This is a genomic window from Ancylobacter mangrovi (assembly GCF_024752335.1).
Classification (GTDB): Bacteria; Pseudomonadota; Alphaproteobacteria; order Rhizobiales; family Xanthobacteraceae; genus Ancylobacter; species Ancylobacter mangrovi.
In genome coordinates this window covers 483,923-507,555 of the sequence record NZ_JANTHY010000001.1, presented here as the reverse complement: position 1 = coordinate 507,555, position 23,633 = coordinate 483,923, and the positions used below count along the sequence as shown (strand labels likewise).

The window sequence follows — 23,633 nt, the reverse complement described above, 5'->3', positions numbered from 1 at the left end:
ATGCGCCTTCCGCATGGCGAGGGCCGGCGCGCGGGCTCTCCCCCGCGAGATCGGGACGAACATCTTCGCCCGCCCCGCGTTGTCCTCGCAGCACACAGGAGGCGAGAATGGACAGCAAGCACTCTCTCCCGACATCGCAATCCCTCGCGACATCGCCGGGTGCCAAATCGCCGGCGCGGGCCAAGGCTCCGGCACGAGCGAAATCGCAGGCGCGCGCGGATGCCCGCGATGCCGCCCCCGACCAGCCGGTGTTCCGCTCCGACGAGGCGGCGGCCTTGCGGGAGGGCCATCACGAGGTCTACCGGCCGGTCGATGCCGCCATGACGCCGATCGACGCCGCGCAGACGAAGCAGCCAGCGGCCGGTGCCTATCCGTCCACCGACGGAAACGCGCATCCCGGCGTGCCCTATCCGCCCGAGGTCGACCCGAATGTGCGGATGGATGGCGGCGAGTACGAGCCTGTCAGCGAGATCGACACCATCCGCCGGACGCTGGAGGTCCCGGCCAGCCGGCGCGGCCCGGGATCGCCGCCGGACGACCGCGAAGGCGCCCTGAGCGGATCGAGCGGCGCACGCCGGCGCGAATGAGCGGCCGGGAGGTGCGCGGTCAGCGAGTCTCCCGGCTGAGCCGGACCAGCTCGGCATGGACGTGCCCGTTGCCGGCCCACAGGGCACCGGGGCGGTCGAGCGCGCCCTCAAAGGTCACGACGCCGCCGGCCTCGCGTACCAGCACGATGCCGGCCCAGCAGTCCCAACAGAACAGCGCCGGATCGTAGTAGCCAGCGAGCCGGTTGGCCGCGACATAGGCCAGCATCAGCGCGCCCGATCCGACCCGGAACACCACCCCGCCCTCGCGGTAGAGCGCCTCGGTGAAGGCGCCGACCTCGGCGGGCGTCGCCTTCTGGGTGGCGCCGAAGCCGATGGTGGTGGAGGCGATTGTCCACGCCTGATTCATGACGAGCCGGGCACCGTTCAGCCACGCCCCGCCGCCCTCCACCGCGCTGTAGAGTTCGCGCATCATGGGGGCGAAGATGACCCCCGCGACCGGGCGCCCCTCGCGGGCGATGCCGATCGAGACGGTCCAGTTCGGCTGGCCCACGAGGAACGGCATGGTGCCGTCGATCGGGTCGATCACCCACACGAAGCCCGAACTCCCCCCGGTCGGCGCCTCTTCCTCGCCGACGATGCCATCTTCCGGAAAACGCTTGCGAATCGCCCGGCGCAGCCAGGCCTCGATGGTGCGGTCCGCCTCGCTGACGAGGTCCTGCGAGGCCGATTTCAGCTCCGGGTGCAGGGTGTCGCGGTTGAGGAAGAAGGCGCGTGCCCTGCTCCCCGCCCTGCGCGCCAGCGCCTCGGCCAGTTCCCGCCGGGCGTGGAGCGGGTCGGTCTCGCCGTTCTGTCCCGTTTCCATCCTTAACGCGCCTCCACATTCTTGAACCGCGGCTCGTTGGCCACTTTAGCTGTTGGACGATGCTATTGCATATTTGAGATTACAAATGTATCGATTTCAGCGTCGAACGACGGGCCCATCGAGAGAACGGGACCGGGCTTTCTCGAAAGCGCCGGCGCCGGGATGTGGCTGGCACGTCTCGCGGAAAAGCGGAGAAGCGCGGCGTGTCCGCCGCCGCGGCCTCCGCCAACGATGAGAGGCGGCTTGAGCCGTCCGGATGTCGGCCTCGCCCAGAACCGTGGCGCTGCGCCATCTCAGGAGGAAAAAATGAAGCGTGCATTGAGAATCTGCGCCAGCGTCGTGGCCCTGGCGGCCGCGACCGCAACCATGCCGGTCGCCGCCATGGCCGACTGGCTCGAAGACGCCGCCAAGCCGCTGAAGGGTACCGAGATCAACGGCATCTTCCTCGATCGCCCCGGCTACCGCGCCATCATCAAGCTGCTGCCCGAGTTCGAGAAGAAGACCGGCATCAAGGTCAATTACGAGATCGTCCCCTACGAGAACACGCGCGAGAAGGAAGTGCTGAACTTCACCTCGCAGGGTGACCTCACCATGGCGCTGGTCGACCTGGTGTGGATCGGCGAGTTCGCCGAGAACGGCTGGCTGGTGCCGGTCGAGGACCTCGCCAAGGACAAGTCGATCACCGATCCGAACCTCAACCTGAAGGGCTTCTTCCCGCTGCTTCTGGACGCCTTCGGCACCTGGGACGGCAAGGTCTACGGCCTGCCCTTCGACAATTATTCCGGCCTGCTGTTCTACAACAAGTGCATGCTCAAGGACGCGGGCTTCGACAAGCCGCCGGCGACCTGGGACGAGGTGATGAACGTCTACGGGCCCAAGCTCACCGACGCCTCCAAGAACCAGTATGCCTACGCCCTGCAGTCGCGCCGCGGCGAGACCCAGTCGGCCGACAGCTTCATGCGCTTCCTGTGGCCGTTCGGCGGCTCGCTGCTGAACGCCGAGTTCAAGTCCAACCTGATGAGCCCGGAGAGCCAGAAGGGCCTCCAGTTCCGTCAGGACCTGATGAAGTATATGCCGCCGGGCGACGTCAGCTTCGACCATGCCGAGGCGGTCAACGCGCTGGCGCAGGGCCAGGTGGCGATGATCACCGAGTGGTCGGCCTTCTACCCGACGCTGGCCGATCCGAAGACCTCCAAGATCGGCGACTGCCTCGCCGTCGCTCCCGAGCCCGCCGGCCCCGCCGGCCGCCTGCCCGCGCTGGGCGGCTTCTCGCTCGCCGTCGCCGCCCAGGCCTCGCCCGAGCAGCAGAAGGCGACCTGGCTGTTCATCCAGTGGGCGACCTCCGAGGACATCGCCAAGGCCTATGTCGACGCCGGCGGCGTGTCGGGCCGCATGGCGGTCTATGACGACCCGGCGATCAAGGAGAAGTACCAGTTCGTCGAGCCGATGGTCGCCTCCTGGCAGTCGGGCGTTCCCGAGTACCGTCCCCGCTTCCCGGCCTGGCCGGCCATCTCCGAGATCATCGCCGAGTGGGGCTCGAAGATGATGCTGGGCGAGGTCAGCGTGGAAGGCGGCTCGAAGGAGATCGGCACCCGGATGGAGGAAGTCCTCCAGAAGGAGGGCTACTACGACGGGAAGAAGAAGCTTCTCCAGTGAGTTGAGCCCGGCGGTGCGCCTGGTTGGCACCGCCGGACTTTGCGGGCGGGCACCGGAACCCCGCAATCCGGTGTCCGCCCTCTTCTTCCCCGAACCGTGCCGGGATCCGACGACATGACCACTCTCCATGGCCAGGCGCTGGACGAAATCCGGGCCTGCCTCGACAAGGTGCGGGGCGAGGAATTCGACGCCGCCGTCGCCGCGATAGCCGGTGCCGGGCGCATCGCGCTCTACGGGGTCGGCCGCGAGGGCCTGCAGATCAAGGGCCTCGCCATGCGCCTGTTCCATCTCGGGCTCAAAGCCGCGGTGGTGGGCGACATGACCACGCCTCCGGTCGGCGCCGGCGACCTGCTCGTCGTCTCCGCCGGACCGGGCGACTTCTCCACCGTCGCCGCGCTGATGGGCGTGGCGCGGGCCGCCGGGGCGAAGATACTGCTGGTCACCGCCGAGCCTGCGGGAGCGGCTGCCGCGCGCGCCGACCTCGTGCTCGCCGTGCCGGCGCAGACCATGGCGAGCGACCAGGGCGCGGCGGCGCGCTCGGTGCTGCCGATGGGCTCGCTCTATGAGGGCGCGCTGTACGTCCTGTTCGAACTTCTCATACTCAGCCTGCGCGAGCGGCTGGGCGTGTCGCCCGCGCAGATGCGCGCCAACCACACGAATCTGGAGTGAGCCCGACCGGGCCCGCGCCGCTTGCGGCGCCCCTGCCCTCCGGCTCCCGCCAACGCCACTAGGACGACGCCATGAGAGCCTCCGCGACCCAAGCCCCCGCGAAGCCCAACCGAGGTTACGGCCGCTGGACGCCGCTCTGGTTCCTGGCGCCCTCCGTGATCACGCTGCTGCTGATCGGCATCTACCCGACCTTGTTCGCGCTGGTCACCTCGTTCCGGCGCTACAACATCACCCGCCCGCGCGAGGGCTTCCCCTTCATCGGCTTCGACAATTATGTCGGCGTGCTCACCGACAGCACCTTCTGGTCCTCGCTGTTCCTGACCGCGAAGTTCTACGTCACGGTGCTGCCGATCCAGATCGTGCTCGGCCTCGCCATCGCGCTGCTGCTGCACAAGCCGGGCATGGGGCTGCTGAAGTCGCTCGCCCGCGTCACCCTGGTGGTGCCGCTCGCCACCACCTATGCGGTGGTCGGCCTGATCGGGCGGCTGATCTTCAACCTCGACTTCGGCGTCGCCAACCAGCTCTTCGAGGCGATCGGCATCGGGCGCATCGACTGGCTGAGCTCGCAGACGGGCGCCTTCGCCGCCATCGCGGTCATGGACATATGGCAGTGGACGCCGTTCTGCGCGCTGATCTTTCTCGCCGGCCTGTCCATGGTGCCCGGCGAGATCGAGGAGGCGGCAAGGCTGGAGACCTCCTCCAAGCTCGCCCTGCTGCGCTACGTCCAGCTCCCCTACCTGCTGCCGGGCCTGACCGCGGTCATGATCCTGCGCTCGGCGGACGTGCTGAAGCTGTTCGACATGGTGTTCGTGATGACGCGCGGCGGCCCGGGCTCGGCCACCGACCTGATCTCGATCTACATCCAGCGCGTGGGTTTCCGCATCTTCGATCTCGGCACCGCCTCGGCGCAGGCGATCCTCCTGCTGATCATCACCATCATCATCAGCCGCCTCTATATCCGGCTGTTCTACCGGGAGGTGCACTGATGCGCAGAACGTCCGGCAAGCTGTTCCACGCCCTCGGCCTGACCGCGGTGATCGTGTTCTCGCTGTTCCCGTTCTACTGGATGGTGGCGGCGAGCTTCAAAACCCAGCCCGATATCCTCGCCTCCCCGCCGGTGTGGTTCTTCACCCCGACGCTGCAGAACTACGCCGACATCTTCGCCGACGCGAAGGTGAGCGGGGCGATCATCAACTCGCTGATCGTGGCGACCTCCTCGACCGTGCTCGCGGTGGCGCTCGGTGCGCCGGCGGCCTTCGCGCTCGCCCGCTACGAGTTCCGCGGCAAGTCGGACCTGTGGTTCTGGTTCATCTCCAACCGCATGATCAGCCCGATCGTGCTGGCGCTGCCGGTGTACCTGCTGGCGATCCAGGTGGGCCTGCTCGACACCCATCTGGTGCTGATCCTGATCTACCTCACCTTCAACCTGCCGATCGTGGTGTGGATCTGCACCGACCAGTTCAAGTCGATCCCGGCCGACCTCGAGCAGGCCGCGCGGCTCGACGGCGCCGACCAGTTCACCATCTTCCGCAAGATCTACCTGCCGCTCGGCGCGCCGGGAATCGCGGTGTCGGCGATCTTCTCCTTCATCTTCTCCTGGAACGAGCTGCTCTACGCGCTGGTGCTGACGCGCCGCAACGTGCAGACCGCGCCGGTCGTCGCCACCAGCTTCATGTCCGGCTACGAGCTGCCCTGGGGCAAGATCATGGCCACCGGCACGGTGATCGTGCTGCCGGTGACGATCTTCGCGCTTATCGTCTCGCGCCACATGGTGCGCGGCCTGACCATGGGAGCGACCAAGTGAGCGCGGGCGGCACCGAGGCTCCCGTGCCGATCCCGTTCGGCATCAATCTTGGCTTCTGCGTGAAGCGCTGGGTGACGCCGGAGCTGTGGACGCGGATCGTGCGCGAGCGGCTGAGCTTCGAGCTGGCGCAGTTCTCCTACGACCTCGTCGACCCGATGTGGCCGGACGCGGTGCTCGACCGCCATGCGGAGGCGGTCCGGCGCGAGACGCAGGCGCGCGGGATCACCGTCCACAGCGCCTTCATCGGTCTCGCCCACTACACCTTCAACCAGCTCCTGCATCCCGACCCGGCGGTGCGCGACTATGCCGAGGCGTGGCTCGTGCGCGCCTACCGCTTCGCCGCGATGGCCGGCATTCCGCGCGTCGGCGGCCCGCTCGGCGCCATTGCCGCGCGGCTCGACGGCAGCGAGGCGGAGGCGATCGACGAGGCCGACTATGCCGATCTGATCGCGCGCATGCACCGCCTCGCCAAGCGGGCCGCCGCCGAGGGGCTGAGCGAGCTCTATATCGAGCCCACCCCGCTGCGCCGCGAATGGCCGTGGACCATCGCCCAGGCGCGCCGGATGATGGCCGACGTCGCCGGCAGCGCGGTGCCCTGGCGGCTCTGCCCCGACTGGGGGCACGGCACCTTCGAGCCGCTCTACGGGCCCGATCACGGCGAGATGGAGCCCTGGTTCCGCGAGCTGAAGGGCGTCATCACCGCGGTCCACGTCCAGCAGACCGACTTCGTGCTCGACCGGCACTGGGACTTCACCGTGCCGGGCAGGGTCGATCCTGTGGACGTCGCCGCCAAGCTGCGCCGGACCGGCATCGCGCCGGCCCCGGTCTTCCTCGAAGTGTTCTATCCCTTCGAACACGACAGCGGGTCGATCCTGACGGCGCTCGAGACCTCCTCGGCGCTCCTCAGGAAGGCCTTCGCCTGAGGGGAGAGCACGGATGAACGGCGGTACGCGCGAACGCAGGCTCACGGCGGCCCAGGAGATCGAGGCGGCGCAGATCCGCGCCCGCGTCGCCTGGCTCTACTTCGTGGGCGGGCTCACGCAGCAGGACATCGCCGACCAGCTCGGGCTCACGCGGCTGCGCACCAACAAGATCCTCGGCCAGGTGCGCTCCGACGGCTCCGTGTTCATCGACATCCGCCTGCCCATGGCCGACTGCATCGAGGCCGAGGAGAAGCTGCGCCAGCGCTACGGGCTCGAGGAGGCGACCGTCGTGCCTGCCCTGCCGGACGAGACCGAGCAGCAGCGCGTGATCGGCGAGGCGGCGGGCGCGATGCTCGACCGCCTGTTCGAGAACGGCATGGGGCTCGGCGTCGGCTGGGGCAAGACGCTGGCGGCCGGGCTGAAGCGCGTCACCGTCCGCCCCATGGCGCAGAGCTGGGTGACCTCGGTGATGGGCGGGCTCACGCGCGGCTCCGGCTCCAGCACCTTCGAGGTCGCCACCGGCTATGCCCGCGCCATCTCCGCCGAGTGCTACTATCTCGCCGCGCCGCTCTATTTCCCGACCGCCGAGAGCCGCACCATGCTGCTTTCTCACCACGGCATCAGCGAGACCATGCGCCGGGCGCGGTCGGTCGACATGGCGCTGCTCTCCTGCGGCGACATGACGACCCGCTCGCTGCTGGTGCAGACCCAGACCGTCTCCGAGAACCTCGACGCGCTGCGCGCGGCCGGGGCGGTCGGGGACCTGCTCGGCGTGTTCCTCGACGCCGAGGGACGGCCGGTCGACCACCCGCTCAACGAGCGCGTGCTCTCGCTGGCGCCACACGAGCTGAACCCGGTGCGCCATTCGATCCTCGCCTCGGGCGGCCTCTACAAGGTGCCGATCGTGCGGGCGATCCTCCGGGCCGGATATGTGAAGCGACTTGTGACCGACGAACGATGCGCCGCCGCGCTGCTGGAAGGCTGACGGACGGCGGCCCGGTCCGCCGGGGCCGGCCCTATCTGGAGTTTTGAACCGATGACTTTCTTGCGACTGGACAACATCAAGAAGACCTATGGTGACGTTCCCGTCATCAAGGGCGTTAGCTTCGCCGCCACCAAGGGCGAGTTCGTCGTTTTCGTCGGTCCATCCGGCTGCGGCAAGTCCACGCTGCTGCGCATGATCGCGGGCCTCGAGGACGTCAGCTCGGGCCATCTCTACATCGACGAACGCGAGGTCACCTACGAGGAGCCCGCCAAGCGCGAGGTGTCGATGGTGTTCCAGTCGTATGCGCTCTACCCGCATATGAGCGTGTTCGAGAACATGGCGTTCGGCCTGCGCATGGCCAAGCGCCCGGAAGCCGAGATCAAGGCGCAGGTGGCCGAGGCCGCGCGCATCCTGCAGCTCGAGGCGCTGCTGGAGCGCAAGCCGCGCGCCCTCTCCGGCGGCCAGCGCCAGCGCGTCGCCATCGGGCGTTCGATCGTGCGCCACCCCAAGCTGTTCCTGTTCGACGAGCCGCTGTCGAACCTCGACGCCGAGCTGCGCTCGCAGATGCGCGTGGAGATCGCCAAGCTGCACCGCAGCCTCGGCGCCACCATGGTCTACGTGACCCACGACCAGGTGGAGGCGATGACGCTCGCCGACCGCATCGTCGTGCTGCGCGCCGGCCTCGTCGAGCAGATCGGCACGCCGACCGAGCTCTACGACAAGCCCGCCAACACCTTCGTCGCCGGCTTCATCGGCTCGCCGAAGATGAACTTCACCAATGCCCGCGTGGCCTCCGTCTCCGGCAACGGCCTCGTGCTGGAGCACCCGAGCTTCGCCGGCGGCAAGCTTGCGCTCGATCGTCCCTCCGCATCGGGCGTGAAGGCGGGCGACACGGTGATCGTCGGCATGCGGCCCGAGCACCTCACGGTCGCCCCGGCCGCGCCGGTGCTGGCGCTGACGCTCGACTTCGCCGAGAGCCTCGGCGGCTCGACGCAGCTCTACGCCAGCGGCGAGGGCGATCCGGTGATCGCGCTCACCTCCGGCCGGCCCGACCTCAAGCCGGGCGATGCCCTCAATCTCGGCATCGACCCGGCGCATATCTATCTCTTCAGCGCCGCCGGCCTCGCTCTCTGAGCCTCGCCGACGACGGCAGTTCAACAGGAAAAGCCCATGGTGCAGGCACTGGTTCTCGAGAAGAAGGGCGAGCTTTCCCTTCGCGACATCGAGCTTCCGCTCGAGGTCGGACCCGACGACGTGAAGATCGCCATCCACACGGTCGGCGTCTGCGGCAGCGACGTCCACTACTACACGCACGGCGCCATCGGCTCCTTCGTTGTGCGCGAGCCCATGGTGCTCGGCCACGAGGCCGCCGGCACGGTGACGGCGGTGGGCGCCCGGGTGAAGAACCTCAAGGTCGGCGACCGGGTCTGCATGGAGCCCGGCGTGCCGAACATGAATTCGCGCGCCACCAAGCTCGGCATCTACAATGTCGACCCCGACGTGCGCTTCTGGGCCACCCCGCCGATCCACGGCGTGCTGACCCCCGAGGTCGTCCACCCCGCCGCCTTCACCTACAAGCTGCCGGACAATGTCAGCTTCGCCGAGGGCGCGATGGTCGAGCCCTTCGCCGTCGGCCTGCAGGCGGCGACGCGCGCGCACATCACGCCGGGCGACGTCGCGGTCGTGATCGGCTGCGGGCCGATCGGCATCATGACGGCGCTGGCCGCGCTCGCGGGCGGCTGCGCGCGAGTCTACATCTCCGACCTGTCGGCGCCGAAGCTCGCCATCGCCGGCCAGTATGCGGGCGTCCACCCGGTCAACATCACCGAGCGCCCGCTCGCCGAGGTGATCGCGCAGGAGACCGAGGGCTGGGGCGCGGACGTGGTGTTCGAGGCCAGCGGCTCGCCGCGCGCCTATGAGGGCATCTTCGACATCGTGCGCCCCGGCGGCACGCTGGTGCTGATCGGCATGCCGGTCGAGCCGACGAAGTTCGACGTCGCGGCGGCGATCATCAAGGAAGCGCGGGTCGAGACCGTGTTCCGCTACGCCAACAATTTCGACCGCGCGGTCAACCTCATCGCCTCCGGCAAGGTCGACCTGAAGCCGCTGATCTCCGAGACCTTCGACTTCGCGCGCAGCATCGAGGCGTTCGAGCGCGCGGCCAAGGGCCTGCCGACCGACGTGAAGCTGCAGATCGCCATGCCGGGCTGAGCACCCGCCATCGTGCCGCTCCCGACCCCGGCCCGCCCCGCGCGGGTCGGGGTTCCTCACATTTGCGAACCGGAAAATGAGGACTGACATGGCTAGCAGGCTTCAGGGCAAGGTCGCCGCCATCACCGGCGCGGCGTCGGGCATCGGCCTCGAATGCGCCCGCGCGATGCTCGAGGAAGGGGCGAGCGTCGCCCTCGTCGACCGCGCCGCGGATGCACTGGAGAGCATCTGCGCCGAGCTCGGCCCCAAGGCGGTGCCGGTGGTGGTCGACCTGCTCGACCCGGCCAGCGTCGACACCATGCTGCCGCAGATTCTGGATGCGTGCGGCCGGCTCGACATCTTCCACGCCAATGCCGGCGCCTATATCGGCGGCGACGTGGTCGAGGGCGACCCCGACGTGTGGGACCGCGTGCTCAACCTCAACGTCAACGCCGCCTTCCGCACCGTGCACGCCGTGCTGCCGCACATGGTGGAGCGCGGCTCCGGTGACGTGATCTTTACCTCCTCCGTCGCGGGCGTCGTGCCGGTGGTCTGGGAGCCGGTCTACACCGCCTCGAAATTCGCCGTGCAGGCCTTTGTCCACACCGTTCGCCGGCAGGTGGCCAGGCACGGCGTGCGCGTCGGCGCGGTGCTTCCCGGCCCCGTCGTCACCGCGCTGATCAAGGACTGGCCGCAGGCGAAGCTTGAGGAAGCCCTTGCGTCAGGGGCGCTGATGGAAGCAAAGGAGGTGGCGGACTGCGTCGTCTTCATGCTGACGCGTCCGCGCAACGTCACGATACGCGATCTGGTGATCCTGCCGAACGGGACGGACCTGTAGACCATGAGCGGATGCTTCGCGGGAATCGACGTCGGCACGGGAAGCGTGCGCGCCGGCATCTTCGATGGCGAGGGTCGGCAGCTCGCCGTCGCCAAGCGCGACATCCGCATCTGGAAGGAAGCGGGCGACGTCATCGAGCAGTCGAGCGACGACATCTGGGCCTGCGTGTGCGCCTGCGTGAAGGAGGCCGTCGGCAATGCCGGCATCGCCCCCGGGGCGATCGAGGGCATCGGCTTCGACGCGACCTGCTCGCTGGTGGTGCTCGGCCCCGAGGGGCGCCCGCTGCCGGTCGGGCGCCATGGCGACCCCGAGCGCAACGTCATCGTGTGGATGGACCACCGCGCCACCGGGCAGGCGGACCGGATCAACGCCCTCGGCAGCCCGGTGCTCGACTATGTCGGCGGCACCATCTCGCCGGAGATGGAGACGCCCAAGCTGCTCTGGCTCAGCGAGGAGCTGCCCGACAGCTTCGCCGGCGCCTGGCAATTCCTCGACCTCGCCGACTTCCTCACCTGGAAGGCGAGCGGGAGCCTCGCCCGCTCGGTCTGCACGGTCACCTGCAAATGGACCTATCTCGCCCATGAGCAGCGCTGGGACGAGGGCTATTTCCGCCGCATCGGCCTCGGCGCGCTGGCCGATGAGGGCTTCACGCGCATCGGCACGGAGATCGTCGCACCCGGCTCGCCGCTCGGCAGCGGACTGACACCGGCGGCCGCGGCCGAGCTCGGCCTCTCCCCCGGCACCGCGGTGGCGGCGGGGCTGATCGACGCCCATGCGGGCGGCATCGGCACGGTCGGCGCGCGCGGCGGTGAGGACGGCGTGCTGAATCGCATGGCCTATGTGTTCGGCACCTCGGCCTGCACCCTGCTCACCACCACGGAGCCCGCCTTCGTGCCGGGCGTCTGGGGCCCCTATTTCTCCGCCATGGTCCCGAACTTCTGGCTGAACGAGGGCGGCCAGTCGGCGGCCGGCGCGGCGATCGACCGGCTGGTGCGTCTGCACCCGGCGGCGCCTCAGGCGCGCGAGCAGGCGCGCGCCGCGGACCAGAATCTCAGCGTCTGGCTCGCCGGGCAGGCCGAGGCCGCCGGCGGCGCGCAAGCGATCGGCGAACTCGTCGGCACGCTGCATGTGGTGCCCGAATTCCTCGGCAACCGGGCGCCCTTCGCCGACCATCTCGCGCGCGGCATCATCGCCGGGCTCGGCATGGACGAGGGGCTCGACAGCCTCACCGGGCTCTACATGGCCGGGCTTGCGGGCATCGGCTACGGCCTGCGCCAGATCCTCAACGCGCAGGCGGCGAAGGGCGCGAAGACCGACACCGTGCTCGTCTCCGGCGGCGCCGGGCAGAGCCCGCTGGTGCGCCAGGTGCTGGCGGACGCGGCCAATGTGAAGATCGCCGCGGTGAGCGCGCCCGAGCCGGTGCTGCTCGGCTCGGCCATACTCGGCGCGGTGGCCGCCGGGCGCCATGACAGCTTCGACTCGGCGATGGCGTCCATGTCGCGGATCGAGGTCATCTACGGGCCGAGCGCCGCCACCCGCGACTGGCACGAGCGCCGCTTCCACGCCTTCGAGACGCTGCAGGCGGCCTATCGCAGCGTTCGCGAGCAGGTCACGGCCTCCTGAAGGCGCGGCGGGCCGCGGCCTGTGGACAACGCGCCGCGCGTAAAACGCCAAGACTAGGTGAGTATTCGCGTACGCGATGAAGTCGATCCCGGATTTTCCGTGCGCGGGCCGATCGACCCCTGCCATTCGGATGGACGTCGCGAAACGCCGCCGTGTCTTCCAATTCGCGCCCATTCCCTTATATGAAGGCGCATGCCGGCCAATCCCGGTCGACATCTTGAAGGCGCAGCCGGCTCGCCGGCCGCATGTGATTGGATACGAATTGCAGGTTCTCGTTCGCGATAATAACGTCGACCAAGCTCTGCGAGTGCTGAAGAAGAAGATGCAGCGTGAGGGCGTGTTCCGGGAGATGAAGGCCCGCCGCGCCTATGAGAAGCCGTCCGAGCGGCGCAACCGCGAGGAAGCCGAGGCTGTTCGCCGGGCGCGCAAGGCCGCGCGCAAGCAGGCGATCCGCGACGGTCTCATCGCCGGCCCGAAGAAGAAGCCCGCCCCCGCGCGCCATGCGCCCCGGCCGGGCCAGTCCGCGCCGTCCGCCTCGACGGACGCTGCCAAGTAAGCCGGACGCAGCCAGGCAGGCTCGCTCACGCAGGCCGGACGCCCCGGACCGATCCGGGCGCTCCCCCTGCCTGAGCCCGGTGTTGCCCGGGATCTGAGCGACGGCGCATCCGCGCCGCCTGCTCGGTGCGGGCCGCCGCAGCCCCTCCCCTTCCCCCGCAGAAACGTCCTTAAGCCGACAGCGCCGCCGCGCGCTCCAGGCGCTCGCGTACCGCCGGCCGCTCCAGCGGCAGGTGCTTGAGGTCCTGCGCCTTCAGCGCCGCGAAGGCGCCGTCCGTCGCCTCCAGCGTCGCGGCCACGTCGGCCTCGCTCAGCGCCGCGTTGATGAACATGTTGTGGTAGGGATGCAGGTAGATGCCGCGCCGTACCGCCGCCGCGGTCCAGAAATAGCCGAGCCGCATCTCCGGGTCGTCCTCGAACAGGATCTGCGGCATCTGTACCGGCCCGGTCTGGCGCAGCGCGAAGCCGTGATCGGCCGCCTGCCGGGCCAGCCCTTCGCGCAGCAGCGTGCCGGTGCGCGTAATGCGCTCCAGATAGTCGCTCTCGCGGACGATCTTCAGCGTGGCGATCGCCGCCGCCATCGGCACCGCCGAGAACCAGAACGAGCCGGTGACGAACACGCTGCCCGCCGCCTTGCGCAGATGCTCCCCGCCCACCAGCGCGGAGATCGGCTGGCCGTTGCCGATCACCTTGCCGCAGGAGGAAAGGTCCGGCGCCACGCCGAGCGCCGCCCAGGCATGGTCGCGCGACAGGCGGAAGCTGGTGCGCACCTCGTCGAGCACCAGCATCGCGCCCTCCGCATCGCACAGCCGGCGCGCCTCGCGCGCGAAGGTGGCGTCGGGCGGCGCCTGATCGCGGAAGGTCTCGTGCCGGAACGGCGTCGCGAACACCGCGGCGACGTCGCCGGCGTGCTCCTTCATCGCGTCGGCGAGGCTCTGCGGGTCCTGGTCGCGGTAATAGGCGATATGGGCGCGGTCGTCGGAGAGAATGCCCGCCGGCCCCGGCGTGCACCAGGGCGCGGCACCGTGATAGACGCCCCGGCCCACCAATATCTTGCGCTTGCCGGTGTGCGCCCGGGCGACCACCGTCGCCATCGAGGTGGCGTCGGTGCCGTTCTTGCAGAACATCGCCCATTCGGCGTGGCTGAGCATGCCGACCAGGTCCTCGGCGAGCGTCACCATGATCTCCGAGGGGCCGGTCAGCGTGTCGCCGAGCTCCATCTGGGCACGCGCGGCCGCGTCGACGGCGGCGTGGCGATAGCCCAGAAGATTGGGGCCATAGGCGCACATATAGTCGATATATTCATTATCATCGGCGTCCCACAGCCGGGTGCCGTCGGCACGCCGGAAGAACTGCGGAAAGTCGGCCGGCAGGAGAGCGGTGGATTCGTGCCCGTACATGCCGCCGGGAATGACTTTTGCAGCCCGCTCCTTGAGTTCGGCGTTACGCGAATTGGTCCAGCTCATCGATGGGATTCCGGGGATTCATGGCGCCAACCCCGCCCTTCCGCTTCGGAAACGAGGCGACGACCGCAATGCTGATGGGGACGGAGACGACTATCTCGCAAAACGATATTGATGAATTTATCGATTATCAACGGAAAACTGAGACGCGCGCCGCCGCGCGTTTGCCCTGCCGGAACGGCGCGTCTAGCCTTGCCGCTGGAGTGACCGGGCAGGCGCAGATGACGGACATGCAGAAGGCGAGCGAGGTGGAAGCGGACGGGATGGCGGACGGCGACGAGGAGCACGCGCCGCGCAAGGCGCCGGTGCGCCGCCGACGCGGCCAACTCCGGCTCAAGGCGCTGATCGAGGCGACCGACGCGCTGCTCGTGGATCATGACGTCAGCGAGGTCGGGCTCTACCAGATCGCCGAGAAGGCGGGCGTGCCGCCGGCTTCGATCTACCATTTCTTCCCCAACAAGGAAGCCGCGCTCATCGCCCTGGCGGAGGAGCATCTCGGCATCATGCTCGCCAATACGCGGCGCGAGATCGAGCCGCGCCCGGCGAGCTGGCAGGAGCTGATCGCCGCCCGCGTGCGCGCCTCGGGTGCCTATTACAACAGCCATCCGCCGCTGATGAAGCTGTTCCTCGGTGCCAGTATCGGGGCCGAGGTGCGCAAGCGCGACATGGCCGGCACGCTCGCCATCGCCCAGGGGCGCGCGGACCTGCTGGCGCGCTATTTCGTGATGCCCGCCATCCCCGGCTGGACCGCGAAGCTCGCCAATTCGCTCGCCATCGCCGACGGCATCTGGGCGCTTTCCTATAGCCAGCACGGGCACATCACCCAGGAATCGATCGAGGAGAGCCTGCGCGCCGCGATCGCCTATCTGCGCTGCTTCCTGCCCGAATGGATCGAACCACGCATAGGCTGAACCGATCTTTAGCGAATAAATATCGAATATTTCGCGCTTCCCGCTCCGCTTGACGAAAGCGCGCGGCGCGAGACGTCGCAGCTAGGCACGCCGGCAGCGGCGGCGACCCTTTCCGGCATTACCGCTCGAATTGCTTGCGATTGCTCGGAATATTCCCGACCGTGCTAGGCAATTGCGCAATATTTGGGCTCAGCCTACAGAAACGTCACAATTCGCCCGCCAAAAGCCCGGCGTGCCCGTTTTTGATATTGATATTCGATTTTTCCATCACTAGCGTCGTCGCCATCGCGAACGTGACGAGCGCCTGCATCGAACGAACCCGCCCTTTCCGGGGGCGGCTCGCCGGTGCCGTGCCATGTCGATCCTCAGGGGTGGTGGTCGTGCCGAGGCAAATGCACTTCATCGGTTTCTGCATCGCGGGACCCAACTGGCACCACAACGGCGCCTGGCGGCACGATGAGAGCGACGGCACCGATTTCCTGAACCCGGCCCGCTACGAGAACATCGCCCGCATCCTCGAGGAGGGAAAGTTCGACGGCCTGTTCTTCGTCGACGTGCTGACGCTGTTCGACACCTTCGGCGGCAGCTTCGCCGCCAATCTGCGCCAGCCCGGCCAGATGTTCCTGCTGGAGCCGCTGCAGCTCCTCGCCTGCATGGCGCGCGCGACCACCCATCTCGGCCTCGCCGCCACCATGTCGACGGCCTTCTACCACCCGTTCCACATCGCCCGCTCCATGGCGACGCTCGACCACATCAGCGGCGGGCGCGCGGCCTGGAACGTCGTCACTTCCGCCAATGACCGCGAGGCGCAGAATTTCGGCATGGACCGGCTGATGGAGCGCGGCCTGCGCTACGACCACGCCGAGGAGGTGGTGGAAGCCTGCCAGGCGCTGTGGCGGAGCTGGGACGAGGACGCGCTGGTGCTCGACCGCAAGAACGGCGTGTTCGCCGACCCGGACAAGGTCCATTACGTGAATTTCGAGGGCCGGTGGGTGAAGACCCGCGGCCCGCTGCAGACGCCGCGCTCACCGCAGACCAGCCCGGTGCTGATGCAGGCGGGCTCCTCCGAGCGCGGGCGCGAATTCGCCGGGCGCTGGGCCGAAGTGCTGTTCACGCTGCAGCCGGACAAGGCGCGGATGCAGGACTTCTATCGCGACATCAAGTCCCGCATGGCCGCGCATGGCCGCGCGCCCAACGAATGCGCCATCCTGCCGGCGGTGGACATCATCGTCGGCGAGACGGAATCGATTGCCCGCGAGAAGGCCGCCTATCTGGAATCGCTGGTCAGCGACGAACTCGGCGTCGCGGAAATCTCCAACGCCATGGGCATCGACCTCGCCGGCTACCCGCTCGACCAGCCGCTGGTCGACATGGAGATCACGCAGGGCTCGCGCGGCGTGTTCGACCATATCCTGCGCGCCAGCCAGAACAAGAACATGACCCTGCGCGAGGCGGGCCATGCCTATGGCGTCAACGAGATCACCCCGCAGATCGTCGGCACGCCGCAGATGATCGCCGACTACATGCAGGACCTGTTCGAATCCGAGGCCTGCGACGGCTTCGTCGTGGTGCCGACGCTATCGCCCACCGGCTATGTGCAGTTCGTGCGCTCGGTGGTGCCGGAGCTGCAGCGCCGCGGCATCTACCGCACCGAATATGCCGGCCGCACCTTCCGCGAGAACCTGCGCAGCTAAGGCCCCCGCCGCCCCGGCCCGTGGCGGGGGTGGCACAGCACGTGCCTATCCCTCGCCGGCATCGCCGGCTCTGTGCCTCAGGTCTTCCCTTCGAGATCAGGATGTCCGCCATGACTGACCGCACTGACCAGAAGAACCACAGCGCCGGATCCGGCATTCTGCCCGGCGTGTCCCGCCGAACCTTCCTGGCCGGCGCGGCCGCCCTGACCGCGGCCGGCGTCGCGCGTCCGGGCATCGTGCGCGCCGCCGACGCCACCATGACCGTGCCCAATTCGGGCGGCGCGCTGGAGGCCGCCTACAAGGCCGCCTATTTCGACACCTTCACCGAGAAGACCGGCGTCAAGATCCTCGGCGCGCCCTATATGGACACCGCCCGCATCAAGGCGATGGTGGACGCCAACGCGGTCGACATCGACGTCGCCAATATCGACTTCGCCGAGGCCGCCGTGCTCGCCAAGCTCGGCCTGCTGGAGCCGATCGACTACGACATCGTCGATCGCAAGGCGCTGCTGCCCTGGGCCGCGGACGACCATTACATCGTCTCCGACGTCGCCGGCACGGTGATGGGCTGGAACACCCAGGCCTTCACCGAGGAGACCCGGCCCAGGGGCTGGGTGGAGTTCTTCGACGCCAGCGCCAAGCCGGGCCAGCGCAGCCTGTGGAAGCTGGCGCCGCAGACGATGGAGATCGCCGCCCTGGGCGCGGGCGTCTCGCCCGACAAGCTCTACCCGCTCGACCTCGACGCGGTCTTCTCCTCGCTCGACAAGATCAAGCCGAACCTCACCTGGTGGACCTCCGGCGCGCAGAGCGCGCAGCTCCTCATCAGCAACGAGGTGGACGTCGGCACCTCGTGGAACGGGCGCCTCTACAAGCCCAAGGTCGACGGCGCGCCGATCGACTACACCTTCGACCAGTGCATCTTCACCTGCGACGCCTTCATCGTGCCCAAGGGCGTGAAGGACAAGAAGCGGGCGATGGAGTTCCTCGCCAACCTGATCGAGGCCAAGAACCAGGCGGTGTTCGCCCAGCACATCCCCTACGGGCCGACCAACCCGAAGGCGTTCGATATGCTCGACGCCAAGACCAAGGCGCTGCTGCCGAACTCGCCGGAGAACGGCAAGACCGCCGTGCTGCAGAACGTGCCCTACTGGGCCGAGCACGGCGACGAGCTGTTCGCCAAGTTCAACAAGTGGCTCGTCGGGTGAGCGATGCCGCAATGGGCGATGCGCGCGCCGGAACGGGCGCGCGCACGCAGCGCACGCCGGCGCGGGCCTGGTCGCCGGCGCGGCGCGGCATCTGGCTGCTGGTGCCGCCGCTTCTGCTGCTCGGCCTCTTCTTCGTGCTGCCGCTCGCCTATGTGCTGATCCAGAGCGGCTCGGCGCCGAAGGGGCCGTTCGACACCTATGTGCGGATCGCCCGCGAGACCTCGCTGCACTACCCGCTGATCTACACCTTCCGCACCGCGGCGATCGTCACCGCCTGCGCACTGGTGCTGAGCTATCCGGTCGCATTCCTCATCAGCCGCGCGCGCGGGCGCTGGCAGCTCGTGGCGATGACGCTGGTGCTGGTGCCGTTCTGGACCAGCGCCGTCATCCGCTCCTATGCCTGGCTGGTGCTGCTGCAGCGGCGCGGTATCATCAACGAGGCGCTGCTGACCCTCGGCCTGGTCGACCGCCCGCTACGCCTGTCCAACACCGACATCGGCACCCATGTGGCGATGGTGCAGATCATGCTGCCCTTCATGATCCTGCCGCTGCTCAGCTCGATGCGCGCGATCGACCCGAGCGTGCTCCGAGCGGCGGCAATCCTCGGCGCCAATCCGGCGCGCCAGTTCGCCCATGTCTACTTCCCGCTCACCCTGCCGGGGGTGGGCGCGGGCTGCGCGCTGGTGTTCATCTCGACGCTCGGCTTCTACATCACCCCGGCGCTGCTCGGCGGCTCGAGCACCATGGTTGCGGTCGCCATCGAGCAGCAGGTCTCGCGCCTGCTCGACTGGCCGCTCGCCTCCGCGCTCGCCACCGTGCTGCTTGTGCTCACCTGCCTCATGTTCCTGCTCTACGAGCGGCTCAACAGCCGCCTCGCCTCAAGGGGAGGCGCGTGATGCGGGCCAGCGCGAGCGAGCCGCTGTGGCGCATCGTCGGGCTCGGCCTCACGGGCTTCGCCGTCCTGGTGCTCGTCTATCTGGTGGCGCCGACGCTCGCCATCGTGCCGCTCTCGCTGAGCCCGGACCCGTTCCTGCGCTTTCCCCCGCCCGGGGTCTCGCTGCGCTGGTACGAGGCCTTCGCGCACAGCATCGACTACCAGCTCGCCATCCTGAACAGCCTGAAGATCGGCATTCCCGCCGCCGCGCTCGCCACGGTCTGCGGGGTGATGGCGGCGCTCGCCGTGGTGCGCGGCGCGGTTCCCTTCCGGCGCACGCTCGCGGCCCTGCTCATCGCCCCGCTGATCCTGCCGCAGATCGTGCTGGCGATCGGCCTGTTCCCGCTGATGGCCAAGGTCGGGCTGGTAGGCACCTATCCGGGCATCGTGCTCGCCCACGCCGTGGTGACGATGCCGCTCGTCTTCATCACCGTCTCGGCGGCGCTGAGGACCTACACGCCCTCCTTCGAGCTGGCGGCGATGACGCTCGGTGCCAATCCCTGGCGCACCTTCGTCCACGTCACCTTCCCGATGATCCGGGCGGGCGTCGTGGTCGGCTTCATCTTCGCGCTGACCTTCTCCTTCGACGAGCTGATCCTGGCCATGTTCCTGACCAGCCCGACCACGCGCACCGTGCCGCGCCTGCTGTGGGAGCAGCTGAACTACCAGATGACCCCGATCATCGCCGCCGCCACCGTGGTGCTGCTCGGCGCGACCATCGCGCTCCTGTGCCTCGCCGCCTTCGCCGCCACCCGCTCCCGCCATCTGTCCGGCGGCGCCAAGGGAGTGCAGCCGTGAACATGTCGAACCCGGACTTCCATGGAAGCCTGCACGCCGCGCCGGCCGGGCGCGGGGCGGCGGTCGAGTTCGACCACATCAGCAAGGATTACGGCGACCTCACCGTGCTGCACGAGACCTCGCTGCGGATCGAGCCGGGCGAGCTGTTCGCGATGATCGGCCCGTCGGGCTCGGGCAAGTCGACCCTGCTCGGCATGCTCGCGGGCTTCGTGCCGCCGAGCTACGGCGCGATCCGCGTCGACGGCACCGACATCGTCGCCGTGCCGCCCTACCGGCGCAACATCGGCATGGTGTTCCAGAACTACGCGCTGTTCCCGCATATGAGCGTCGCCGAGAACATCGGCTTTCCCCTGAAGATGCGCGGCTGCTCGCGGGGCGAGATCGCCGAGCGGGTGAAGCGGGCGCTCGCCATGGTGCGGCTCGACTCCATGGGCGAGCGCCGTCCCGCCCAGCTCTCGGGCGGCCAGCAGCAGCGCGTCGCCCTCGCCCGCGCCGCCGTCTACGACCCGCGCCTGCTGCTGATGGACGAGCCGCTCGGCGCGCTCGACAAGAATCTGCGCGAGGAGATGCAGGAGGAGATCAAGCGCCTCCAGCGCGCGCTCGGCGCGACGGTGATCTACGTCACCCACGACCAGCAGGAGGCCGCCTTCCTCGCCGACCGGCTGGCGGTGATGCGCGCGGGCATGCTCGAGCAGATCGGCACGCCGCGCCAGCTCTACGAGATGCCCGGCACCCATTTCGTCGCCAGCTTCCTCGGCGAGGCGAGCCTGCTGCCGGTGGAGGAATTGCTCGCCCGCGACGGGCGCGAGGTGCGGGTGCGCACGCCCGGCGGGCTCGTCATCCGCGCGCTGGCGCCAAGCCGGGTGAGCGAGCGCCGCGCGGTGTGCCTGCGGCCGGAGAACATCGTCCTCGGCCCGGCGGCGCGCGAGCGCGACAACCACTTCCTCGGCGTGGTCGAGGAGGCCGTCTTCACCACCGGCTCGCTGCGCTACCGCGTGCGCCTGCCCGGCAGCGACAGCGTGCTCACCGTGCGCGTGCCCTCCCATCCCGGCATCGAGCTGCTCGCGCCCGGCAGCAGCGTGGATGTCGGATGGGACGCGACCATGGCGGTCACCATCGCCGACGACTGACCCGGAAATCCCCGCATGCACCAGCCGACGACCCGCATGATCCCCGCCCCCGCGCTCGCCGATCTCGACGCCCGAAGCTTCAGGAACGGCATGGCGCGGCTCGCGGCCGCCGTAAACATCATCACCACCATCCGCGACGGCGAGCCCTACGGCTTCACTGCCTCGGCCGTGTGCAGCGTCACCGACACGCCGCCCACGCTGCTCGTCTGCGTGAACCGGACCAACCGCACCCATCCCGTCATCGCCGCGAGCCGCATCCTGTGCGTGAACACGCTGTCCGGCCCGCATGAGGAGCTGTCCATGGCCTTCGCCGGCGGGGCCAGCACGGCCAGCATGGCCGAGCGCTTCCGCCACGGCGAATGGACCACGCTCGCGACCGGCGCCCCTGTCCTCGCTGACGCAGCCGTCGCCTTCGACTGCCGGGTCAAGGCGTTTCACGAGGTCGGCACGCATGACGTGCTGATCTGCGAGGTGCTGGCGCTGCATGAGGGTTCCTCCGGCGAGGGCGCCGCCGCGCAGGGGCTGGTCTATTTCGACCGCCGCTTCCACCGGCTGGCGTGACCGCCCGCCCGACCCAACCGACCCACGCCGCAAGGAGCCGTCCGGTGAGTGCCATGAGCTGCGTCTTCGAGGGTTACGAGCGGCGCCTCGAAGCGCTGAAGTCCAGCCCCGGCCCGTTCGCCGAGGGTATCGCCTATGTCGGCGGCGAGCTGGTGCCGGTGGCCGAGGCCCGCATCCCGCTGATGGACCAGGGCTTCCTGCACTCCGACCTGACCTATGACGTGCCGGCGATCTGGGACGGGCGCTTCTTCCGCCTCGACGACCATCTCGACCGGCTGGAGAGGGGCTGCGCCCGGCTGAAGCTGCACTGCCCGCTCGACCGGGCGACGCTCACCGCGACGCTGGTGGAGATGGCGGCGCGAAGCGGCATACGCGACGCCTATGTCTGCATCATCGTGACGCGCGGCCTGAAATATGTCCGCGGCAACCGGGCCGAGGACCTCGTCAACTGCCTCTACATGTATCTCGTACCCTATGTTTGGGTGGTGCCACCGGAGATGCAGAAGACCGGCGCGAGCGCGGTGGTCACCCGCACGGTGCGGCGCGTGCCGCCCGGCGCCATCGACCCGACGGTGAAGAACCTGCAATGGGGTGACTTCATCCGCGGCCTGTTCGAGGCGCGCGAGCGCGACGCGGTCTACCCGATCCTGCCGGACGGCGACGGCAACATCACCGAGGGCGCCGGCTACAACATCGTGCTGATCAAGGATGGCGTGCTGCACACGCCCGATCGCGGCGTGCTCGAAGGCGTGACGCGCCGGACGGTGATGGAGATCGCCGCCGCGAGGGGAATCGAGGTCCGGCTCGCACCGGTGCCGGTCGAGCTCGCCTATTCGTGCGACGAGATGTTCTTCTGCACCACGGCGGGCGGCGTCATGCCGGTCACCCGGCTCGACGGCGCACCAGTCGGCGGCGGGCAGGTCGGGCCGGTCACGCGCACCATCTGGGAGGCCTACTGGGATCTGCACCGGGACCCGGAGCTGAGCTTCGCCGTCGATTACGGGTGAGCGCTGGCGCTCGTCGATGCGTGACGGGCGCCGCCAGCCGGGGTCATTCGCCCTCCGCCGGCCGTTCCGCGGCTCGCGCCTGCAGCGCGTCGAGATGGGGCCTCGCGGTGGCGGCGGTGATCTCCTCGATGAGGCGATAGCGCGCGACCAGTTCCTGGCCGAAGGGAGTGAGCTTCGCCCCTCCCCCATGCCGGCCGCCGGTCTGCGAGACGACCACCGGCTGGCCGAAGATCCGCCCGAGCTCGTCGACGAGATCCCAGGCCCGGCGATAGGACATCTTCAGCGCCCGCCCGGCGGCCGAGATCGAGCCGGTGCGGGCGATGGCCTCGAGCAGCTCGATCTTGCCGGGGCCGACGCGGCCCTTCGGCTCGAGGTCAATGCGGATCGAAAGAACGGCCATTTCCCGTCGCGTCCCGCCGGCGGTTCATCGGGTCCGTTCATCTTCTCGCATCAGGGGCAGGCCCGCACAACCCGGCCGCGCAACGACGTGACGGCGCCTCCGCCCGTCGCCGGCAGGAACGCGCCGCGCCGCTACTGGCCGAGCCCGCTCTCGGCCACCAGCACGGGCTTGGCGCGATAGGCTTGAGGGTAGAGCCGCTTCAGATTCTCGATCTTCGGCAGGTCGTTGATGACGATGTAGGGATAGGTCGGATTCCGGGTCAGGAAGTCCTGATGGTACCCCTCCGCCGGGTAGAAGGCGCGGCCGGGCTCGATCCTGGTGGCGATCGGCCGGTCATAGACCTTCGCCGCGTCGAGCTGGACGATATAGGCCTTGGCGATGCGCGCCTGCTCGTCGCTGGTCGGGAACACGGCCGAGCGGTACTGCGTGCCGTGGTCCGGCCCCTGCCGGTTGAGCTGGGTCGGATCATGGGCGACGGAGAAGTAGATCTGCAGGATCCGGCCATAGGAGATGCGGTGCGGGTCGAAGGTCACCTGCACGGACTCCGCGTGGCCGGTGCTGCCGCTGCTCACGGTCTCGTAGCTGGCGCTGGGCGCCGAGCCGCCGGCATAGCCGGAGACCGCGCTGGTCACGCCGTCGACATGCTGGAACACGCCCTGCACGCCCCAGAAGCAGCCACCCGCGAGCACGGCGACCTCGCGACTGGAGGCGGCGGCCTCGTCGACCGCCGGCGCGGGAATGGCGATACCCTCCTGCGCCGAGGAGGACGAGGAATCGAAGGCGAAGGCGGCAAGGGCGAGCAGCGCCGCGCCGGCCAGGACGAGGGGAGCGGATTTCATCGGGTTTCTCCGGGATTCGGATGCGACGAAGGGGCGGG

Annotated in this window: 24 protein-coding genes; 20 read left to right on the top strand and 4 right to left on the bottom strand. The window is 69.0% G+C overall.

Annotation, left to right across the window (positions count from 1 at the left end; all coding sequences use genetic code 11):
- Positions 1 to 107 precede the first annotated feature (107 nt).
- Positions 108 to 587 carry a DUF2934 domain-containing protein gene (locus tag NVS83_RS02340; RefSeq protein WP_258737884.1) on the top strand — a complete coding sequence of 160 codons (480 nt, stop codon included), beginning with the start codon at positions 108 to 110 and terminating at the stop codon, positions 585 to 587.
- Positions 588 to 606: 19 nt separating this feature from the next.
- On the opposite strand, the gene NVS83_RS02335 is transcribed toward NVS83_RS02340, so the two are convergent.
- Complete coding sequence (locus NVS83_RS02335; RefSeq protein ID WP_258737883.1) at positions 607 to 1,410, bottom strand: inositol monophosphatase family protein; 804 nt, start codon at positions 1,408 to 1,410, stop codon at positions 607 to 609.
- Between the two features lie 306 nt (positions 1,411 to 1,716).
- Between NVS83_RS02335 and NVS83_RS02330 the strand changes: the two genes are divergently transcribed.
- The 11 genes from NVS83_RS02330 to rpsU all read left to right on the top strand — a co-directional run bounded on the left by NVS83_RS02330 (position 1,717) and on the right by rpsU (position 12,654).
- Positions 1,717 to 3,066: an ABC transporter substrate-binding protein gene (locus tag NVS83_RS02330; protein WP_258730969.1), complete on the top strand. Its 1,350-nt coding sequence runs from the start codon at positions 1,717 to 1,719 to the stop codon at positions 3,064 to 3,066.
- Between the two features lie 114 nt (positions 3,067 to 3,180).
- Positions 3,181 to 3,735, top strand: coding sequence for an SIS domain-containing protein (locus NVS83_RS02325; protein WP_258737882.1), 555 nt, complete (start codon positions 3,181 to 3,183; stop codon positions 3,733 to 3,735).
- 71 nt (positions 3,736 to 3,806) lie between these two features.
- Positions 3,807 to 4,721 carry a carbohydrate ABC transporter permease gene (locus NVS83_RS02320; protein WP_258737881.1) on the top strand — a complete coding sequence of 305 codons (915 nt, stop codon included), beginning with the start codon at positions 3,807 to 3,809 and terminating at the stop codon, positions 4,719 to 4,721.
- Complete coding sequence (locus NVS83_RS02315; protein ID WP_258737880.1) at positions 4,721 to 5,539, top strand: carbohydrate ABC transporter permease; 819 nt, start codon at positions 4,721 to 4,723, stop codon at positions 5,537 to 5,539. The genes NVS83_RS02320 and NVS83_RS02315 overlap by 1 nt, the downstream gene beginning before the upstream one ends.
- Complete coding sequence (locus NVS83_RS02310) at positions 5,536 to 6,462, top strand: sugar phosphate isomerase/epimerase family protein (protein WP_258737879.1); 927 nt, start codon at positions 5,536 to 5,538, stop codon at positions 6,460 to 6,462. Before NVS83_RS02315 ends, NVS83_RS02310 begins: the two co-directional genes overlap by 4 nt.
- A 13-nt stretch (positions 6,463 to 6,475) precedes the next feature.
- Positions 6,476 to 7,447: a sugar-binding transcriptional regulator gene (locus tag NVS83_RS02305; RefSeq protein ID WP_258737878.1), complete on the top strand. Its 972-nt coding sequence runs from the start codon at positions 6,476 to 6,478 to the stop codon at positions 7,445 to 7,447.
- A gap of 51 nt (positions 7,448 to 7,498) precedes the next feature.
- Positions 7,499 to 8,581, top strand: coding sequence for an ABC transporter ATP-binding protein (locus tag NVS83_RS02300; protein ID WP_258737877.1), 1,083 nt, complete (start codon positions 7,499 to 7,501; stop codon positions 8,579 to 8,581).
- A 39-nt stretch (positions 8,582 to 8,620) separates the two neighbouring features.
- Positions 8,621 to 9,658, top strand: coding sequence for an NAD(P)-dependent alcohol dehydrogenase (locus tag NVS83_RS02295; RefSeq protein ID WP_258731510.1), 1,038 nt, complete (start codon positions 8,621 to 8,623; stop codon positions 9,656 to 9,658).
- Between the two features lie 88 nt (positions 9,659 to 9,746).
- Positions 9,747 to 10,475: an SDR family oxidoreductase gene (locus tag NVS83_RS02290; RefSeq protein ID WP_258737876.1), complete on the top strand. Its 729-nt coding sequence runs from the start codon at positions 9,747 to 9,749 to the stop codon at positions 10,473 to 10,475.
- A 3-nt stretch (positions 10,476 to 10,478) separates the two neighbouring features.
- On the top strand, positions 10,479 to 12,098 hold the full coding sequence (locus NVS83_RS02285) for an FGGY-family carbohydrate kinase (protein WP_258737875.1): 1,620 nt from the start codon (positions 10,479 to 10,481) through the stop codon (positions 12,096 to 12,098).
- Positions 12,099 to 12,360: 262 nt separating this feature from the next.
- Positions 12,361 to 12,654, top strand: coding sequence for a 30S ribosomal protein S21 (gene rpsU, locus NVS83_RS02280; protein ID WP_258738471.1), 294 nt, complete (start codon positions 12,361 to 12,363; stop codon positions 12,652 to 12,654).
- Between the two features lie 169 nt (positions 12,655 to 12,823).
- Here rpsU and NVS83_RS02275 read toward each other — a convergent pair whose 3' ends face one another.
- Entirely contained in the window at positions 12,824 to 14,119 is a 1,296-nt protein-coding gene (locus tag NVS83_RS02275; protein WP_258737874.1) for an aminotransferase class III-fold pyridoxal phosphate-dependent enzyme, read from the bottom strand.
- A gap of 218 nt (positions 14,120 to 14,337) precedes the next feature.
- Here NVS83_RS02275 and NVS83_RS02270 point away from each other — a divergent pair, with 218 nt between their 5' ends.
- The 8 genes from NVS83_RS02270 to NVS83_RS02235 all read left to right on the top strand — a co-directional run bounded on the left by NVS83_RS02270 (position 14,338) and on the right by NVS83_RS02235 (position 22,356).
- Positions 14,338 to 15,027 carry a TetR/AcrR family transcriptional regulator gene (locus NVS83_RS02270; protein WP_258737872.1) on the top strand — a complete coding sequence of 230 codons (690 nt, stop codon included), beginning with the start codon at positions 14,338 to 14,340 and terminating at the stop codon, positions 15,025 to 15,027.
- 392 nt (positions 15,028 to 15,419) lie between these two features.
- On the top strand, positions 15,420 to 16,721 hold the full coding sequence (locus NVS83_RS02265; protein ID WP_258737871.1) for an LLM class flavin-dependent oxidoreductase: 1,302 nt from the start codon (positions 15,420 to 15,422) through the stop codon (positions 16,719 to 16,721).
- 110 nt (positions 16,722 to 16,831) lie between these two features.
- Positions 16,832 to 17,926: an ABC transporter substrate-binding protein gene (locus NVS83_RS02260; RefSeq protein ID WP_258737870.1), complete on the top strand. Its 1,095-nt coding sequence runs from the start codon at positions 16,832 to 16,834 to the stop codon at positions 17,924 to 17,926.
- A complete protein-coding gene (locus NVS83_RS02255) occupies positions 17,923 to 18,822 on the top strand; it encodes an ABC transporter permease (RefSeq protein WP_258737869.1) in 900 nt (299 codons plus the stop codon). Before NVS83_RS02260 ends, NVS83_RS02255 begins: the two co-directional genes overlap by 4 nt.
- Positions 18,822 to 19,658, top strand: a complete 837-nt coding sequence (locus tag NVS83_RS02250) for an ABC transporter permease (protein WP_258737868.1) — start codon at positions 18,822 to 18,824, stop codon at positions 19,656 to 19,658. The genes NVS83_RS02255 and NVS83_RS02250 overlap by 1 nt, the downstream gene beginning before the upstream one ends.
- Before the next feature lie 2 nt (positions 19,659 to 19,660).
- Positions 19,661 to 20,788, top strand: coding sequence for an ABC transporter ATP-binding protein (locus NVS83_RS02245; protein ID WP_258738470.1), 1,128 nt, complete (start codon positions 19,661 to 19,663; stop codon positions 20,786 to 20,788).
- A gap of 15 nt (positions 20,789 to 20,803) precedes the next feature.
- Positions 20,804 to 21,349, top strand: coding sequence for a flavin reductase (locus tag NVS83_RS02240; protein ID WP_258737867.1), 546 nt, complete (start codon positions 20,804 to 20,806; stop codon positions 21,347 to 21,349).
- A gap of 53 nt (positions 21,350 to 21,402) precedes the next feature.
- Positions 21,403 to 22,356, top strand: a complete 954-nt coding sequence (locus NVS83_RS02235; protein ID WP_258738469.1) for an aminotransferase class IV — start codon at positions 21,403 to 21,405, stop codon at positions 22,354 to 22,356.
- A 43-nt stretch (positions 22,357 to 22,399) separates the two neighbouring features.
- On the opposite strand, the gene NVS83_RS02230 is transcribed toward NVS83_RS02235, so the two are convergent.
- The gene (locus NVS83_RS02230) at positions 22,400 to 22,756 is read right to left on the bottom strand and encodes a winged helix-turn-helix domain-containing protein (protein ID WP_258737866.1); all 357 of its coding nucleotides are present in this window, start codon (positions 22,754 to 22,756) and stop codon (positions 22,400 to 22,402) included.
- 131 nt (positions 22,757 to 22,887) lie between these two features.
- Positions 22,888 to 23,595 (bottom strand): peptide-methionine (S)-S-oxide reductase MsrA, encoded by a 708-nt coding sequence (gene msrA / locus NVS83_RS02225; protein WP_258737865.1) that lies wholly within the window; start codon positions 23,593 to 23,595, stop codon positions 22,888 to 22,890.
- Positions 23,596 to 23,633 lie beyond the last annotated feature (38 nt).